Raw genomic sequence first — 16,502 nt, 5'->3', positions numbered from 1 at the left:
GAAATGCCTCGGATTGAATGCAACTCAATTTTATCGCGGTGAGAATTGTGTTGAAGAATTTATTGACGCGCAGCAATGCATTTGACTAATTTGGGTTGTACTTTCTTTATATTGCTAGTTTGCTAACTCCTGATTGTTGGGTATGAGTGGAGTAGAAAACGAGGTTGATGAATATGAAGAAGAGACGGAAGTGGGTACGGCCGAAGTGGTTTGTGTTAATGGGTGTTTTGTTGTTTTTATTCGTCTATGTCGGCGTCATCAGTTGGCATACATATAAGCCGTTGCCGAAAGGGCTTAACTATCAGGGTGATATCCACTGGACAGATGATGTGGAGATGTTTACGGACCTGACGTTTGCTCAAAACAAAGAAGGTGACGGCATGGTGCATGAGCTGACGATTTTTGACGAAATTTATAAGATGATTGAAGAGGCGGAGTCATTCATCGTGTTAGACTTTTTTCTAATGGACCATTATTCGGATGAAGATGTTGACTTTCCTAAAATTGCTCAGACGTTAACGGCGAAATTGGTGGAAAAGAAGGAAGCCCATCCTGACATGGACATCATTTATATTACTGATCCGTTAAACACGGGATATGGATCATATGAGTCAAAATGGTTTGATGCATTAGAAGATGCAGGAATCGAAGTCGTCTATACGGAGTTGGATCCATTGCGGGATTCCACGCCAATCTATTCCGGTTTGTATCGGACGATTTTTAAATGGGTCGATTTTGAGACAAAAGGATGGATTGATAACGCGATGGCGAGTGAAGCGCCTAAAATGACGTTACATTCTTACATGGTGTTAATGAATGTGAAAGCGAATCACCGGAAAACAATTGTGACGGACAAGGAAGCATTGGTCACGTCGAGTAACCCGCATAACGCAAGCGGTTTCCATGGGAATGTAGCGATGAAGGTGTCCGGTCCAATTATTAATGACATTCTTGAAGCAGAAGAGGCGGTTGTGAAATATACAAATGGCGGATTGTTGCCGCGTGTTGACGTGAAAGCGCCAGCTGACGGGGAATATGCAGTTCAATATTTGACGGAAAAGAAGATTCTTCAAGCGTTAGTAGGAGACATTGCGACAGCGCAAGAAGGAGATACAATTCGAATGGGTATGTTTTTCATTGCCATGCCGGAAGTCGTTGAGGCGGTTGAGGATGCAGCGAACCGAGGCGTAAAAGTTGAAATGATTTTAGATCCGAATGAAAACTCATTTGACAATGAAAAATCCGGACTTCCAAATCGTCCCGTTGTGCAGAAAATGATGGACGAAACGGACGGGAAAATTGACGTGCGTTGGTACAATACCGTTATTGGTCAATACCATACGAAACTTGTAACCGTACGGACAGCGCAGGATACGTATATTACAAATGGATCTGCCAATTTGACTGGAAGGACGTTGAACAATTACAACTTAGAAGCAAATCTGCGGATCATTGCACCGAATGACAGTGAACTTGTAGGTGACATTGAGCAATACTTTGACCGGTTATGGAAAAATGAAGACGCGCTATATACGTTAGATCTTGAAGAATATCAAAGTGAATTTACATTTTTACAACGTGGCATTTATCAGTTGCAGGAAATGTTAAAACTGACGACATATTGAGTGTTTTGTATGTAAAATTCTAACAAATAAAAAGCGTGAAGCTCGGGTAAATGTCCGTTGCTTCACGCTTTCGTTTATGTTGGAATACGAGATACCGATTACTTGGACGAATTAATTTTTGCATGTACTCAATTCATCAAAAATCCGGTTACGTTTAGTCTGTCTCTCTATTTCATTCTACGTAAGCTTGAGAATACCGTTATTCTGCTACAGTGGCGAGCTGTTTGTTCAGTTCTGCGAGTCGTTCTTCCATCGTGGCAAGGCGGGCTTCAGCTTTATGGACGGAGTCCGCGTTTCCGGTAGATTCCAATTTTTCAATATCCCCTTGAAGGTTCGTATACTCCATTTTCAGTTCTGTAATTGCTGCTTCCAGTTGTCTTTTATTCATGAGGAAATCCTCCACTGTTTTCCTTCAGTGTAGCATATCCGTCAATGCTTTTCCGCTCGCACCGCGTTTCGGGTATTCAAGTAAATACAAAATGGTTTCCAACACTTTGTCTTTGCCATTCCCTAAATTGAGCGCAAGCTGTCGATCAATTGAACGTTTCCGCAAGGATTCGTGCAATAAAGGCTCCATAATTGCGTTTAGCAAATTGGATTGTTTCACTTTTCGACCGAGCCCTAAGTGAGAAAAGCCATGATGCTCTTTCGGAAATGCGAGTCCTAGCTCAAAATCATTTTGGGAAAGGACGATGCAAGGGATGCCCATAACTGCGATTTCGTAAGGTGTATAACCGGAGCCACATAATATGATGTCAGCGGTTGAAAAGATATCCGGTAGATGATAAGGTGCCTGTTGGACAAACGTATTTCTTCTTCCGAGTGCCATCATCTTGAGCGTACTAATGTCGTGTGCATAACGCTCTCCAATCACAAGTGTCACTTTTAGCGGGATGTGAAGTTGTGAAACATGGCGCAGTGCACGATAAGACAAGTTGCCTTCGTCTTCCTCGCCGAATGAAATGACGAGGTGGGGGAGCGGGCCGGGCTTAGGCTTGGTCAATCCGGACTTTTCATAAGTACGCATTGCGGGATCCGCTATGAACAGTTGGCGATCTACGATGTAATGATCGGCATAGCCATCATTCGCATCTTCCAATAACGTTTGTAAGACGAAATCGGCTTGTAAACCACCATCTCCAAAGTCGTCGAAGTGTAAAATGGAAGGGACAATTTCCCGTATTTTTTCAACTTCCTCTGCGACTGTTGAACCTGAATCACGGATGAGTAAGTCTGGTTTGAGGAGGTGCAACGTTTGTAGCAGATTGGTATTTTTGCCAATTTGAATGGCTTTACATTCTTCGGGTGGGGCAGGGGAGTTTTCTCCGACAATGAATAACACATCTGCTTGTTGAGAGATCGATTCGGCAAGTACAGCTGCCCTTCTCGCAGGGTACGAACCTTTTCCATCCGTCCACGTAATATGAAATGCGACCACTTTCTTTTTTGAATTTTCGATTGGAATCACCCTTTCTATTCCTATGAATCAATGAAGCTTCTCTTAACCCTATGATTCGTTCAAACAAGTTATGTCCAAATGCGTGGAAAGGGAATGGAAATGTGGTAAACTAACATCTAATCTAGAGGGAAATGGGGTATTTCCATGTTTGATTCTTTATTGTTCGATCTCATGTTTGTCATTCTTATAGGGATGCTTTCCCAATGGGTTGCATGGAAATACCGGATGCCGGCCATCGTTGTCATGGCGGTAGCTGGGCTAATTGTCGGACCGATTTTTGGTTGGATTAATCCCCAACAAAGTATGGGGGATTTGTTTGGTCCGATTATTACATTCGCGGTTGCGATCATTCTTTTTGAAGGTAGTTTAAACTTGGATGTCCGTGAAATTAGAGGGTTCAGCAAACCAGTTGGGCGAATTGTTACCATCGGAGCGTTCATTGCGTGGATTGCAGGCTCTTTGGCGGCCCATTATTTAGCAGGTCTGTCTTGGGAAGTGGCGTTCATTATCGGTGGATTGTTCATCGTTACTGGACCGACAGTTATTTTGCCGTTGTTGAGACAGGCGAAGTTGAAGCCGCGTGTGGCAGCGATCTTAAAGTGGGAAGGGATTGTCGTCGACCCATTTGGTGCGTTGCTAGCAGTATTTGCTTTCGAATTTATTAAGTTCATTAATAGTGAAGTGACGTTTAACGCGTTGATGCTGTTTTTTGCAGCTTCCGCTTTTGCCGTCTTTCTTGGATGGATTGTCGCGTTGGTTATCGGAAATGCATTTGAGCGTGGGAGCATTCCCGAATATTTAAAAGCGCCGATTCTGTTTGTTGTTGTATTGTTCACCTTTGTTTTCTCAGATGAAATCATGCATGAAACCGGGTTATTAGCCGTTACTGCCATGGGGATGAAAATGGCGAATATGCGCTTGACGACTCTAAACGACGTGCGTCATTTCAAAGAAAATATTTCAGTCCTACTCATATCAGGCATTTTTGTCATGTTGACGGCTTCTCTGAATCCAAAAGTGTTAATAGAAGTTTTCAACCCTTCCATCCTCATTTATGTTGCCGCAATGATCTTTATTGTACGGCCGTTGTCGATATGGCTTTCGACGATTGGCACGGATTTGACGACACGTGAGAAATTGTTGATTGGTTGGATTGCGCCAAGAGGAATTGTCGCCTTGACGGTTTCAGGTTATTTTGCAACGATTTTATTAGAAAACGGTTATGAGGATGCGGAACTCCTCACGGCTCTGACCTTTGCATTAGTGTTATCGACCGTTGTCCTTCACGGTTTCTCCATTGGATTTGTTGCTAAAAAACTGAATTTGACAACGACGGATGAATCAGGTGTGGCGATTGTCGGGGGAAGCCGATTTGCAGCTAAGCTCGCACAGTCCATTAAGGAGACGGGTAATGAAGTGCTGCTCATCGATCAGTCGTGGGCGGCATTGGCGGATGCAAGAAAGAGTGGCATCAATAGTTATGTTGGCGATATTTTATCAGAACAGATCGAATACCACATTGACTTGACGCCATACCGATACATGTTGGCGATGACAAAGACGGATGTATATAACGCGCATGTTTGTGCAGATTTTGCTCCGGATCTTGGGCGTGATCATTTATTCCAAACAGCCTTCCAAGTAAGTAAGGATGAGGAATTCTTTACGATTACAGGCGGTCAGGCATTATTTAGCCCTGCCATCTCCATTTACGATTTGGAAGAACGGATGCATACGGGGCATGTCATTCGAAAAACGTTATTGACGAAGCAATATAGCTATACACAGTATTTGCGTGAACGTGATGACAAAGCGATTTTGTTATACATTTTACGAGCGGACGGTTCGATTGAGTTCTTTACACCGAAAGTGGAGTTGCAAGCGTCCGCAGGCGATGCGATTGTCGCATTGACGTCTCCGGCGAAAACGATTGAACGCGTGAAAGAACGTTTGGAAGGTGAAAATGGAGATCGTGAAGTTCCTTATGAAAAACTAGAAGAACTGTTCACCGAGGAACCGACCCAATCCAAACCTGAAATACCTGGAGCTGCTCCAATTTCAACGATCCATGCCAAAGGAGCGCTGTAACAGTATTGCTCATAGTGTTATGGTACGATTGGAAATGGAGAAACAGCTTTGAGGAGGATGACCATTGAAAGTTTTGTTTGTGGACGGGACCATTATCGGCAACAAAACGGGCGCAGTGCTCGATACGGTCGAAACGTATGTGAAAGAAAGTGGCAGTGCAATAGAAGTTGAGCGGATGAATTTTGCGGATTATGAGCATCAATTCGTAGATGGACGTCCGTCAGCGCAATATAATGCAGATATGCAACGACTCATAAAGAAATTTGAAGAAGCGGATGGATATATCATTGCCACGCCGATCTTCCAAGGATCCATTCCAGGCGTATTAAAAAACGCTTTTGATATGCTACACCCACATGCGATGCGCTACAAACCAGTGTCCATTGTTGCAAATGGTGGAACGTATCAGCATCATCTAGTCGTCGAAAATCAGTTGAAGCCCATTTTAGATTACTTCCGCTGCCTCGTGACGCCGAATTACGTATACACACATGCCGGTCATTTCGACCAAGACAATCGGATTATCGATGAAGATGTACACAACCGTTTACGCGAATTGGTAAGGGTGTTTGAGAAGTATACGGAAATGAGTAAAGGCTTAGCCAACGACATGTTGGATGAAAAATAAGCAATAGGAGACCTGCCGACCTTTCAACAGGAAACGGCAGGTTTTTTCTATTAAACGTAGTAAAGCAAGTAGAGGAGTTGGTCATCTAGCATGCAACAATGACCGAACTCCCGTATAATCGATGTATGTAGAAAGGGGATTTTTTTATGTCCAAATCAGTTGTATTATCCGAAAAACCCTCAGTCGCCCGCGACATTGCAAGGGTGCTCGGGTGTAATAAAAAAGGAAATGGATTTCTGGAAGGTTCTAACTATATTGTAACGTGGGCACTCGGGCATCTCGTCACGCATGCAGATCCTGAAGGGTACGGTAATGAATATAAAGAGTGGAAATTGGAATTGTTGCCAATCATACCGGAACCGTTCAAATTAACACCGATTCGCCAGACGACAAAGCAATTTAATGCAGTGAAAGCACAATTACGCCGCAATGACGTGTCAAATGTCATCATCGCAACGGATGCCGGGCGGGAAGGCGAGTTAGTCGCACGATGGATTTTAGAAATGGCTAAAAATCGCAAACCGGTGAAACGTCTTTGGATTTCATCCGTAACCGATAAAGCGATTAAAGACGGCTTCAACAATTTAAAAGATGGTCGTGCGTATGAAAACTTGTATGAAGCAGCAGTTGCTCGAGCAGAAGCGGATTGGGTCGTCGGCATTAATGCGACGCGTGCGTTAACGGTGAAATATAATGCACAGTTATCGACAGGACGTGTACAAACCCCGACGTTAAGCATGATTGCGGAACGTGAAAGACAAATCCGAGAGTTCAAACCGAAGTCTTATTATGGCATGCAAGCGTTAACGGAAACGACGAAGTTCACATGGGCAGACCGTACAGGACAGACACAATCTTTCAATAAAGAACTAGTTGAAAAGTTATTGAGTCAATTGGATGGAGTGCATGTCGGAAAGGTGAAGGACGTAAAGACGACGCCGAAGCAACAGCCTGCACCGCCTTTATTCGACTTGACGGAATTGCAAAAAGAAGCACACCGCAGATGGTCTTGGTCGGCAAAAGAAACATTATCGACATTACAAGGTTTGTATGAACGACATAAAGCGGTGACGTATCCTCGAACAGACTCCAAACATTTGACGACCGATATGGCAGGAACGTTAAAAGAGCGTATTAAAGCGGTTGATGTTGGCGCGTACCGGAAAGCGGTCAATGTGTTGCTGCGTTCGAACAGTGTGAAGCCGCAAAAAGGCGTCATTGACGACAAGCGTGTATCGGATCACCACGCCATCATTCCGACGGAGGAAACGCCGGTACTTCAAAACCTATCTGACAAGGAACAGCGGTTGTATGATTTAATTGTGAAACGTTTCCTTGCCGTATTTTTCGGCCCGTTCCGTTACGACCAAGTGACGGTTGAGCTGGAAGTTGGCGGAGAGACGTTCAAAGCCAAAGGAAGAACGGTGACGGATGAAGGATGGAAGACGGTTTACTCCACAGATGACGAGGAAGAAGATACGGATCGCTTGCCTGCTTTCAAAGTAGGGGAGGAAATGAAAATCCGTGCTGTGGTCATGACGGATGGCCAAACGAAACCACCAGCCCGTTTCAATGAAGGAACGTTGCTTGCAGCGATGGAAAACCCTGCGCAATTCATGGCAGGAGAATCCAAAGACTTGATTAAAACCCTTGGTGAAACAGGTGGCCTCGGAACCGTTGCGACACGAGCGGAGATAATTGAGAAGTTGTTCAGTTCGTTTGTCATTGAGAAAAAAGGAAACGATATTTATACGACTTCTAAAGGAAGACAGTTGTTGGAACTTGTTCCAGAAGACTTGAAATCCCCTGCTTTAACAGCTGAATGGGAACAGAGCTTAACAAAAATTGCGAATGGGAAAATGAAAAAAGCGGTCTTCATGAAAGAGATGATTGCATTTTCAAAGAAAACAGTCCATGAAATCAAAACGGATGAGAAGAAATTCCGTCATGATAATGTGACAGGGAAGATGTGCCCGGATTGCGGCAAACCTTTACTAGAAGTGAATGGGAAACGAGGTAAAATGCTTGTCTGTCAAGATCGAGAGTGCGGACACAGACGGAATGTTTCTCAGTTGACGAATGCACGTTGCCCGAATTGTAAAAAGAAACTGGAGTTGCGTGGAGAAGGAGACGGACGTATTTTCGTCTGCAAATGTGGACACCGTGAAAAATTGTCGGCTTTTGAAAAGCGGAGAAACCAATCCGGCGGTAAGAAAGCGGACAAACGTGATGTACAGAAGTTCTTGAAAAAGCAGGAAGAACCGACGAATAATGCGATGGCGGATGCGCTGAAAAAACTATTTGAGAAGGAATAAATGCGGCATTTGCAGCCATTGAGAGTCATGATTACCTACTTTACGCTTCGATTTTAGCTCTTTTACAGGATACAGTTGTAACTGAAAAATGGATATACTTATCAATAAGCGAATCCTTTAGGAGGTGAGAGAGCATGAATGCCAGTATGCTATTTGCATCGGCCGCGGATCAAGTGCAACGGTACGACGCGACGAAACGCAGACATGCAGAACGAGCGTATGACCGCCAAGCCGAGTACAACGGGCGGCACCAAAAAACAGTGGCGGACTTGGAAGCACTGCTGACAGGAAAAGCGGAACATTTGGATCGTCGGGATTTTACAAAGCTTGGTGCTGGGCAAGTGAAGCAGGTTGCGATTCCAGTTGGAAAGACGTTGGAAGAAACGATAGACGTGTGGCGGGATGTTAGAAGGGAAGCGATTGCTTCGACAGATCCGACAACGGCAGATTATCAGTTAGCAGCGACGGCTTCAGCCAAAATCATGGAAACCGAAGCACGACTTGCGTTGCAAAAGAGGGAACAATCCCAACAAGTTGCAGAAGCAAATCGAGCAAAAGCGGAAACGTTCAAAGTGGCATCCATGGATCTCCCTACCGATCTAGAACGGGAACTGCTTCTTGAACAAAAGCGTTTTGCGAAAGCAATCTCCGCATACGCCATCCAAATGGAAGCGAAGCAAAATCGGTTTATGACTGCATGGCCAAGTTTTTCAAGAAGCGCATAATGTAGATGAAAAAGTAGTAAGATCCCACCTCCCTAGGGAATCTTGCTGCTTTTTTGTATAGAATTTGGATGCCGAGAGCATCTGTCACGTACAATGTAGCAGGAACTGGTAAAGTAAATGGTATCGGAAGTTCGTGGAAGGGGCGTGTGCACATGGGGAAACAGAAGAAAACGGTGAAGACAAATGCTGTCCGCATCTTGGACAATGAAAAAGTGCCGTATGTGTTAATGGAATATGCAGTTGATGATGGATTGGTTGATGGGGTTTCGGCCGCGGAGAAAACGGGGACGTCTAGTGAACTTGTGTACAAAACGTTAGTTTCACGTGCGAGTGTAAATGAATTGTTCGTATTTCTCATCCCAGTTCGTGAAGAATTGGACTTGAAAAAGGCAGCGAAAGCGGCAGGTGTGAAAAAACTTGAGATGTTGCCGTTAAAGGATTTAACAAAAGAAACCGGTTATGTACGTGGGGGATGTTCGGCAGTTGGGATGAAAAAGCAGTATCCGACGGTGTTAGATACGACGGCTATGAATTTTGAAGCGATTGTTGTAAGTGCTGGCAAGCCCGGTTTGCAAATGAAAGTGTCGCCGCAGGATCTTGCCCGTGTAGTAGGAGCTACATTTTGCGATCTAACAAAAGGGTAATTTAGGCATGTATTGTGCTAAAACTCCATGATACAATGGTAGAATAGGCTATTTAGAGTTGCGCTGGTGTAAGATTATAAGTAGTAGAAAGAAGAATGCATATGAGAAAGATTTTTATGTGGCGGTGGATTTTCTTCCTCGTCGGCATGATGGTCATGTCGCTAGGGATTTCGATGACGATAAAAGGGCAACGGCTCGGGATCGGTCCGTGGGATGTGTTGCATGTCGGGTTGTATCAAAATTTTGGTTTGTCGATCGGTACGTGGGGATCATTACGGGGTTCCTCATTATTCTTGTGACCGCGGCTGTGTTGAAACAATGGCCGCAAGTCGGGACATGGTTGAATATGGTGTTAATCGGGTTGTTCATTGATTTGTTCAACTGGTTACTACCTGATTTTTCGTCCATGACGGGGCAAGTGAGCATCTTTACGTGCGGTGTGCTTGTGCTCGCATACGGAATTGGCATTTACGTTGCGCCGAACGTTGGAGCAGGGCCGCGTGATAGTTTAATGCTCATTCTTGTCGATAAGTTAGGAATCGGCGTGAAGAAAGTGCGCACTATGATTGAAGTGACGGTTGCCATTGCGGGTTGGTTATTAGGTGGCCCGGTTGGCGTCGGTACGGTCATCATTGCGTTGTTAATTGGTCAAATTGTCCATTATTCGCTTCCGCAATGCAGAAGATTATTGCTGAATATTATTCAAGAAGATGAAAGTGTATTGTTTATTAAGAAGATGGAGAAGGCATAAGTAGATTTGGTGCTGAGTGAGTACGCTAAGAAACCTAGCACGGGACACACTTCCTATATGGACTGTGTCCCTTTTTGTTGTCCGAGTACTCGAGATGTGCAGTAGAAGCTCGCAAAATGAATGGATAGTGAAATGCCATTAATGCGTTCTAATTTGGAGCAAGGATTAATCTGAAGTTAAATAAAATCATTTGATTGAATTGCATTTTTAGTGATAGTAAGCAACTCCGTTGTGGTAAAATATAACAGATGAAAGAAATTTAATCGTTAGTTCATCAACAAGATTGGTAGGTTATTATTGTTAGTAGTCAATGGATATTCTGGCAACACTGGAGTGAGGGACATTTGAAGAATGTAGTAATTGGTGGATTCGTCATGATGGGTGGTTTATTCCTGGCTGCAACCGTGATTATCGCAGGTGCGATCTATGTGCCTGATTCGACTTCGTGGTGGTCTGGTAGGTCAAAGTTTTGGTTTACCATTATAGGCGGAGAGATGTATGGTGAGGATCGGGTAGATTCGTTGTTTTTAGGATTGCCTCTTATTATAGGTTGGGTTTTAGCACTCGTTGGATTAATCATTTTGGGTAGAGAGTACTTTAAAAAAACTTGAAATTATGTTGAGTAAAACGCACAGACGAATTGAGCTGTGCGTTTTTTTGCTGTTGTACTTTTAGTCAATTTCAGGTGTGTTGGTTAACTCTTTATTTATAAATATACCCTCGAACCCTTTTGCTTGCGTACCGGCTTTCCCTGTGGGGTCTCACAATTTGTGCTGTCCCCCCTGGAGTCGGCGCATGCACTCTAGTCAACTAGTATATTGCTACTCACTTTAGTAAATGCTCATCAGGATTGGAGTGGAAGGCGGCGACTCCTGCGGGAACAGCGCGAGCTGAAGACCCTGGACTGAGCGAAGCGAGGGAAGCGGCTGAAGCCGTGCCCGCGGAACGCGTCCGCCTGAAGCGGAAATCCGGTATTTATCGAAGATTATAAGGAAAACCGTATAGTCTTGTATCCTATAAATTGGTTAATCAACACGCCTTAGTCAGTTTAATAGTCTATAATGTGTTATCCAAGATTTAATTTATGTAAGACAAGCCGTGCTTTTTTTTATGCGTTAGGCATATGGTAGATGTATGCAAGAAGTCAATCGAAGGGAAAGGATGGTTATCATATACGGAACAATTACCGAATACATGGGGACAGCCTATACAGGACGGGGGATTGCGCATAAATACGACACATTGATTGCCACCGCGGAGCAGACGTTGTTGTTAAAAGCACCACTTACAAATACAGTGTCTGATTTATTGAATGAAGCGACAACTTATTTCATTAAACGAGGATTTGACGTGGACCGTTTTCATAACCCGGTCGATGTAGATCGAATTGACGCCATTTTCGTCAGTGCATTCGGGTTATTCATTCTCCAATCATCCCATCCGGTCGCTTTGGAACCGACGGAGTTCGGTGGGCGTCATCGTGTCATCAGTTTTTACGATACGTTCGATGAGAATAAACTACAAGCTCAAACAACCGACTTGAAAAAGATAGCTGAGGAATCGGATCTTCAACGAACAAAGCTGCTGAAAGCAATGACAAATGCCATTCACATTCATGAGGAAAAAGAAGCGTTAAATATTCCGAGGGTCATGTGGAAAGAACATGATGAATTGCTTGAATCCTTAAAAGTGGAATTGTTCGGTACGATGAAGTTGCACAAGAAATCGACAGTGGCCCATCGTATCGCAGGCTCACTTGCGCCGGGCGGATCGCGTGATTATTTGCCGTCCATTACGAGCCGAGTGAAAAGGCGGATTCTTATGAAAGGTTTATCGGGTACGGGGAAATCGACGATGTTGAAAACGCTTGGGAAAGAAGCGGAACAACGTGGAATTGACGTTCAGTATGGTTGGTGTGGATTAGATCCGAATAGTGTCGATCTGTTGTTGTTTCCGGAACTTTCGGTTTGTCTGTTCGATGCAACTCTGCCACATGAATATGACCCTGAACGACCAGGCGATGAAATTTTAGACCTTGTTTCGCTCGTTGCTGAAAATGCAGAAGCGGAAGAGGCTGTGCAAGAGATTGAAGGGCGTTACAAGGAAAAAATAATGGACGGTATCGGGTATATGCACGCATTTGCGCAGTCTGAAAGCAAGCTCCGTGACGTTATGGATAAGGCGATTGATCGGAAACGATTCGAAGAGAAAGCGAAGCAGTTCTGGGCATGCATTCATGAGTGAAACGGTTCTTTCAGCGCGTTTTGCTTCCATATGCTAAAATGGGGGCATCACCTGATTGAAAGGAAGATCAATTTGTCCAAAGTTCTCGATACGTATTTACAACAAAATTTACAAGAATTGCGTGACCAAGGATTGCACAATGTTATTGATCCCGTGGAAGGTCCAAATGGTCCTGTTATTAAAATCAAAGGAAAAGATTTAATTAATCTATCCTCCAATAACTATTTAGGTCTGGCGACTGACGAAGATTTGAAAAAACTTGCGATTGTAGCAACTGAAAAATACGGTGTAGGTGCTGGAGCCGTCCGTACGATTAACGGTACACTCGACATTCATATCGAACTCGAAAAGAAACTCGCGGAGTTCAAAGGAACGGAAGCAGCGATTTCATACCAATCCGGTTTCAATTGTAATATGGCTGCGATTTCAGCGGTGATGACAAAACAAGATGCGATTCTTTCAGATGAATTGAACCACGCATCCATTATCGACGGCTGTCGTCTATCTGGTGCAAAAATCATCCGTGTGAAACACCAAGATATGGACGATTTAAGAGCGAAGGCGAAAGAAGCGAAAGAATCCGGTCAATACGGTAAGCTCATGTACATTACAGACGGCGTGTTCTCGATGGATGGCGATATTGCGAAGTTGCCGGAAATCGTGGAAATCGCGAAAGAGTTCGATTTGATCACGTATGTGGATGACGCGCATGGTTCAGGCGTTACCGGTCTAGGAAAAGGGACTGTGAAGCATTTCGGTCTAGAAAAAGAAATCGACTTCCAAATCGGTACGTTATCAAAAGCGATTGGTGTTGTCGGCGGTTATGTAGCAGGTACACAAAACTTGATCGACTGGTTGAAAGTCCGCTCACGTCCGTTTTTATTCTCAACGGCTTTACCGGCAGGCGATGTTGCAGCGATTATGGGCGCATTAGATAAAATCATGGCATCTACGGAACTGCACGATAAGTTATGGGAAAACGGCCGTTACTTGAAGGAAGGGTTGAAAAACCTTGGCTTTGACATCGGTGTTTCCGAAACACCAATTACACCATGCATTATCGGCGAAGAGAAGTTGACACAGCAATTCTCTACACGCTTAATCGAAGAAGGCGTTTACGCAAAATCCATCGTCTTCCCGACGGTTCCAAAAGGCACAGGCCGCGTTCGGAATATGCCGACTGCAGCGCACACGAAGGAAATGCTCGATGACGCACTTGCGATATATGAAAAAGTAGGGAAAGAGTTAGGCGTCATTTCATAAAAATATTTTATCAACTATCGTATCGGCTTTTGTGCTGGTACGGTAGTTTTTTTATTGAATGATGCAGGTGCTATAGATGTTCTTTACATGATTAAAGACATTTGAAGAGAAGGGGACGGAAGTTTCGCGCATAAAGCGACTAGACTCGGAATAAGAGTGCTCTCAATTTTCGCCATTATCGTCAATTGGTCGATTGGCTTTGTAACAAAACTAGTCTTTTTTTACTATTTAACGTTACAGGATGATTACTTTTTAGTAAAAAGGGTAATAGATGAGAAGAAATCATGCGAAGAAGGATGATAGTATGCGATATAATGAGAGCATTCAGTTATTGCAGTCGAACGGCAGAGCGGGTGCGTCGATTGTTAAATATAGATATGAAAAGATTAAAAAGACGATGTTGATGATTATAAGAGAAGCCGGTGTTATTTCATTTGAAGAGCTTTCAACAAGAACGTTGAAACGATTAACTCCTTTTGACGGCAATAATCGATGGTATATGGAAGCGATTGTTACAGATTTAGAAGCGCGTGGACAGTTGGAGTGTCCACTATTGAACGGTCAATTATTTGTTCGATTCGCTAAATGATAAAAGCAAGCCCTTCGTTGATTGATGGGCTTGCTTTGTGTTTACAAAGGGGTTTATTTAGTTGGAATGTGAACTTCTCTTGCCACTTCATCATGAAAGACCGTTGTGAGTTCACCGTTAGGAAGTTCGAGGTCATATTGCGTCTGTTCATTCGGTCGAACCGCGACAATGAGGCAACGGGTGCCATCTTTTAATTCGACAAATGTCTCTTCCACAAAGTCCATTTCTCACACCTCCTTCGTTGAAAATGTCCTCTCAGCTACTCTCTTCAACGTATAGTGCAAAACATGCCTTTGCATGCCGACAGCTTGTTTTGTCGCCATCGCCATCTCTTTCTCAAAAACCTCTCTCTTCTTTTGCTTAGCTGCAATGATCCCTTTCAATGAATGTACCATCCACGGGGTACCAAGCTTGGCCAAACATTCAGAAGCTCTTTCCAGATTGTTATTCATAGTATACCCGATTCCGCTGTAATAATTCCGATAAGCAGGGTCTTCCATTGTTTTTGAAAACTCCACGAGATTTCTCCACTCTTTCTGGTGGAAATATAAATTTGCTTTGTACACTTGTTGCACTTCTGCATTTGCATAGGATTTAAGCACACGCTGTAAAGAAGTAATAACTTCCTCGTCCGTTCCATGAGCGAGTGCATAAGCATATCCAAAAATCGGTTTACTGCGATGGTTTGTCAAATACCGGTTAATCAGTTTCAAATTGCGGGATTTGTATATGATATAGAATGGGTAACCCATCGTTAAGACGAACGTGAAAATCATGATGATTGTAAAAACGAGCCATGGCTGTAACCCCGCCATGTATAAAGACAAAGCGAGCAGGACGCTGATGACAATAACAATTATGTAATTAACGTATTTACTAAACATGATGCACCTCAATGTTTTTCTTTAGTATAACAGAAAATTGAGAGGAAAAGATTGCTAACTAAAACAGGTAGTTGTTTTTCAGAAAAGAACATAATATAATCGTAATGTATTGATAATAAAGAGTTTATACTACTTAGAATAATTTTTGTCCTTTCCATAAATACATTTGATCTTTAGGAGGAGTATGTGTTGAAGAAAATAATTGTTACGGGTGCACTTGGCCAGATTGGTTCCGAATTAATTGGTAAACTCCAAAAAGAATATGGCGAAAATAATGTTTTATCGACAGATATTCGTAAACCTGAACATCCGATTGCGGGTCCATTTGAAGTGCTAGATGTGACAGACGGTAAGAAAATGCATGATTTGGCAAAGGATTTTGGTGCAGATACGATTATGCACATGGCTGCTTTGTTATCAGCAACCGCAGAAAAAAATCCATTGTTTGCTTGGAATTTGAACATGGGTGGACTTCTAAACGCACTGGAAGTCGCTCGCGAATTAAACATGCAATTTTTCACGCCAAGTTCAATCGGAGCATTTGGCCCTTCAACGCCAAAAGTGAATACGCCGCAAGATACGTTGCAACGTCCGACGACCATGTATGGTGTCAATAAAGTATCAGGTGAGCTATTATGTGACTACTATTTCAGCCGTTTCGGCATCGATACAAGAGGTGTGCGCTTCCCTGGACTCATCTCGTATGTCGCACAACCTGGTGGCGGAACGACAGACTATGCGGTAGATATTTACTACAAAGCGATCGAAGAAGGGAAGTACGAGTCCTTCATTGCAGCAGGTACATACATGGATATGATGTATATGCCAGACGCACTGCAAGCAATCGTTGACTTAATGGAAGCGGACCCAGCGAAATTGGTGCACCGCAATGCATTCAACGTAACGGCTATGAGCTTCGAACCGAGCCAAATTGCAGCTTCCATTCAAAAGCATATTCCTAACTTTACACTATCTTATAATGTAGATCCTGCTCGTCAAGCAATCGCTGACAGTTGGCCAGACAGCATCGATCCTTCAGCAGCTGTGGCGGAGTGGGGCTTTAAAGCACAATATGATTTGGACGCAATGACCGCTGACATGCTTGAAAAGTTAAAGGTGAAGTTACAACGATAAGCGTATATAGGAAAACCGTTGATTCGATTAGGATTGACGGTTTTTTGTTTGGTATTTAGAAGTCAGTTTGTTGAAATAAACGATTTAAGTAATAAAAAGCTGTCTTCTTACGGAGAGTTGTCGATGAGCGAGTATTTTTTAGTTGGAGGATTA

General features: G+C 43.5%; 15 protein-coding genes and 1 pseudogene. 12 read left to right on the top strand and 4 right to left on the bottom strand.

All coding sequences use genetic code 11. The features are described from left to right. Positions 1 to 173 precede the first annotated feature (173 nt). Positions 174 to 1,625: a phospholipase D-like domain-containing protein gene (locus tag ACVHUV_RS01190; RefSeq protein WP_462085847.1), complete on the top strand. Its 1,452-nt coding sequence runs from the start codon at positions 174 to 176 to the stop codon at positions 1,623 to 1,625. A 199-nt stretch (positions 1,626 to 1,824) separates the two neighbouring features. Here ACVHUV_RS01190 and ACVHUV_RS01185 read toward each other — a convergent pair whose 3' ends face one another. Together ACVHUV_RS01185 and ACVHUV_RS01180 are read right to left on the bottom strand one after the other, a co-directional pair. Beyond that, entirely contained in the window at positions 1,825 to 2,013 is a 189-nt protein-coding gene (locus tag ACVHUV_RS01185; protein WP_462085846.1) for an SE1832 family protein, read from the bottom strand. A 24-nt stretch (positions 2,014 to 2,037) separates the two neighbouring features. Further along, positions 2,038 to 3,093, bottom strand: coding sequence for a PseG/SpsG family protein (locus ACVHUV_RS01180; RefSeq protein ID WP_462085845.1), 1,056 nt, complete (start codon positions 3,091 to 3,093; stop codon positions 2,038 to 2,040). Positions 3,094 to 3,228: 135 nt separating this feature from the next. Between ACVHUV_RS01180 and ACVHUV_RS01175 the strand changes: the two genes are divergently transcribed. The 10 genes and pseudogenes from ACVHUV_RS01175 (at position 3,229) to ACVHUV_RS01130 (ending at position 14,331) form a co-directional block, all read left to right on the top strand. Next, positions 3,229 to 5,172, top strand: a complete 1,944-nt coding sequence (locus ACVHUV_RS01175) for a cation:proton antiporter (RefSeq protein WP_462085844.1) — start codon at positions 3,229 to 3,231, stop codon at positions 5,170 to 5,172. Positions 5,173 to 5,236: 64 nt separating this feature from the next. After that, positions 5,237 to 5,800 carry an NADPH-dependent FMN reductase gene (locus ACVHUV_RS01170; protein ID WP_317944642.1) on the top strand — a complete coding sequence of 188 codons (564 nt, stop codon included), beginning with the start codon at positions 5,237 to 5,239 and terminating at the stop codon, positions 5,798 to 5,800. A gap of 146 nt (positions 5,801 to 5,946) precedes the next feature. Then, a complete protein-coding gene (locus tag ACVHUV_RS01165; RefSeq protein ID WP_462085843.1) occupies positions 5,947 to 8,115 on the top strand; it encodes a DNA topoisomerase III in 2,169 nt (722 codons plus the stop codon). A gap of 134 nt (positions 8,116 to 8,249) precedes the next feature. Then, complete coding sequence (locus tag ACVHUV_RS01160; RefSeq protein ID WP_462085842.1) at positions 8,250 to 8,840, top strand: hypothetical protein; 591 nt, start codon at positions 8,250 to 8,252, stop codon at positions 8,838 to 8,840. Between the two features lie 152 nt (positions 8,841 to 8,992). Continuing rightward, complete coding sequence (ybaK, locus tag ACVHUV_RS01155; RefSeq protein ID WP_462085841.1) at positions 8,993 to 9,484, top strand: Cys-tRNA(Pro) deacylase; 492 nt, start codon at positions 8,993 to 8,995, stop codon at positions 9,482 to 9,484. Positions 9,485 to 9,585: 101 nt separating this feature from the next. After that, positions 9,586 to 10,235 (top strand): annotated as a pseudogene (locus ACVHUV_RS01150) (YczE/YyaS/YitT family protein). A 344-nt stretch (positions 10,236 to 10,579) separates the two neighbouring features. Continuing rightward, positions 10,580 to 10,846: a hypothetical protein gene (locus ACVHUV_RS01145; RefSeq protein ID WP_317944636.1), complete on the top strand. Its 267-nt coding sequence runs from the start codon at positions 10,580 to 10,582 to the stop codon at positions 10,844 to 10,846. A gap of 550 nt (positions 10,847 to 11,396) precedes the next feature. After that, positions 11,397 to 12,479 (top strand): hypothetical protein, encoded by a 1,083-nt coding sequence (locus ACVHUV_RS01140; protein ID WP_462085840.1) that lies wholly within the window; start codon positions 11,397 to 11,399, stop codon positions 12,477 to 12,479. A gap of 72 nt (positions 12,480 to 12,551) precedes the next feature. Then, complete coding sequence (locus tag ACVHUV_RS01135; RefSeq protein WP_462085839.1) at positions 12,552 to 13,742, top strand: glycine C-acetyltransferase; 1,191 nt, start codon at positions 12,552 to 12,554, stop codon at positions 13,740 to 13,742. Between the two features lie 271 nt (positions 13,743 to 14,013). Continuing rightward, the gene (locus ACVHUV_RS01130; protein ID WP_462085838.1) at positions 14,014 to 14,331 is read left to right on the top strand and encodes a DUF6958 family protein; all 318 of its coding nucleotides are present in this window, start codon (positions 14,014 to 14,016) and stop codon (positions 14,329 to 14,331) included. Between the two features lie 53 nt (positions 14,332 to 14,384). On the opposite strand, the gene ACVHUV_RS01125 is transcribed toward ACVHUV_RS01130, so the two are convergent. Together ACVHUV_RS01125 and ACVHUV_RS01120 are read right to left on the bottom strand one after the other, a co-directional pair. Next, complete coding sequence (locus ACVHUV_RS01125) at positions 14,385 to 14,555, bottom strand: hypothetical protein (RefSeq protein WP_317944630.1); 171 nt, start codon at positions 14,553 to 14,555, stop codon at positions 14,385 to 14,387. 3 nt (positions 14,556 to 14,558) lie between these two features. Then, a complete protein-coding gene (locus ACVHUV_RS01120; protein ID WP_462085837.1) occupies positions 14,559 to 15,215 on the bottom strand; it encodes a hypothetical protein in 657 nt (218 codons plus the stop codon). Positions 15,216 to 15,404: 189 nt separating this feature from the next. Between ACVHUV_RS01120 and ACVHUV_RS01115 the strand changes: the two genes are divergently transcribed. Beyond that, positions 15,405 to 16,349, top strand: a complete 945-nt coding sequence (locus tag ACVHUV_RS01115) for an L-threonine 3-dehydrogenase (protein WP_462085836.1) — start codon at positions 15,405 to 15,407, stop codon at positions 16,347 to 16,349. The last annotated feature ends 153 nt before the right edge of the window (positions 16,350 to 16,502 follow it).

This window comes from Sporosarcina saromensis (genome assembly GCF_054901285.1).
This window is presented reverse-complemented; position numbering and strand designations above follow the sequence as displayed.

Bases quoted from the DNA above. Each gene is read 5' to 3' on its own strand.
- ybaK (WP_462085841.1), top strand. From the start codon at position 8,993: ATGGGGAAACAGAAGAAAACGGTGAAGACAAATGCTGTCCGCATCTTG.
- ACVHUV_RS01185 (WP_462085846.1), bottom strand. From the start codon at position 2,013: ATGAATAAAAGACAACTGGAAGCAGCAATTACAGAACTGAAAATGGAG.
- ACVHUV_RS01130 (WP_462085838.1), top strand. From the start codon at position 14,014: ATGAGAAGAAATCATGCGAAGAAGGATGATAGTATGCGATATAATGAG.
- ACVHUV_RS01175 (WP_462085844.1), top strand. From the start codon at position 3,229: ATGTTTGATTCTTTATTGTTCGATCTCATGTTTGTCATTCTTATAGGG.
- ACVHUV_RS01125 (WP_317944630.1), bottom strand. From the start codon at position 14,555: ATGGACTTTGTGGAAGAGACATTTGTCGAATTAAAAGATGGCACCCGT.
- ACVHUV_RS01165 (WP_462085843.1), top strand. From the start codon at position 5,947: ATGTCCAAATCAGTTGTATTATCCGAAAAACCCTCAGTCGCCCGCGAC.
- ACVHUV_RS01190 (WP_462085847.1), top strand. From the start codon at position 174: ATGAAGAAGAGACGGAAGTGGGTACGGCCGAAGTGGTTTGTGTTAATG.
- ACVHUV_RS01160 (WP_462085842.1), top strand. From the start codon at position 8,250: ATGAATGCCAGTATGCTATTTGCATCGGCCGCGGATCAAGTGCAACGG.
- ACVHUV_RS01140 (WP_462085840.1), top strand. From the start codon at position 11,397: ATGGTTATCATATACGGAACAATTACCGAATACATGGGGACAGCCTAT.
- ACVHUV_RS01120 (WP_462085837.1), bottom strand. From the start codon at position 15,215: ATGTTTAGTAAATACGTTAATTACATAATTGTTATTGTCATCAGCGTC.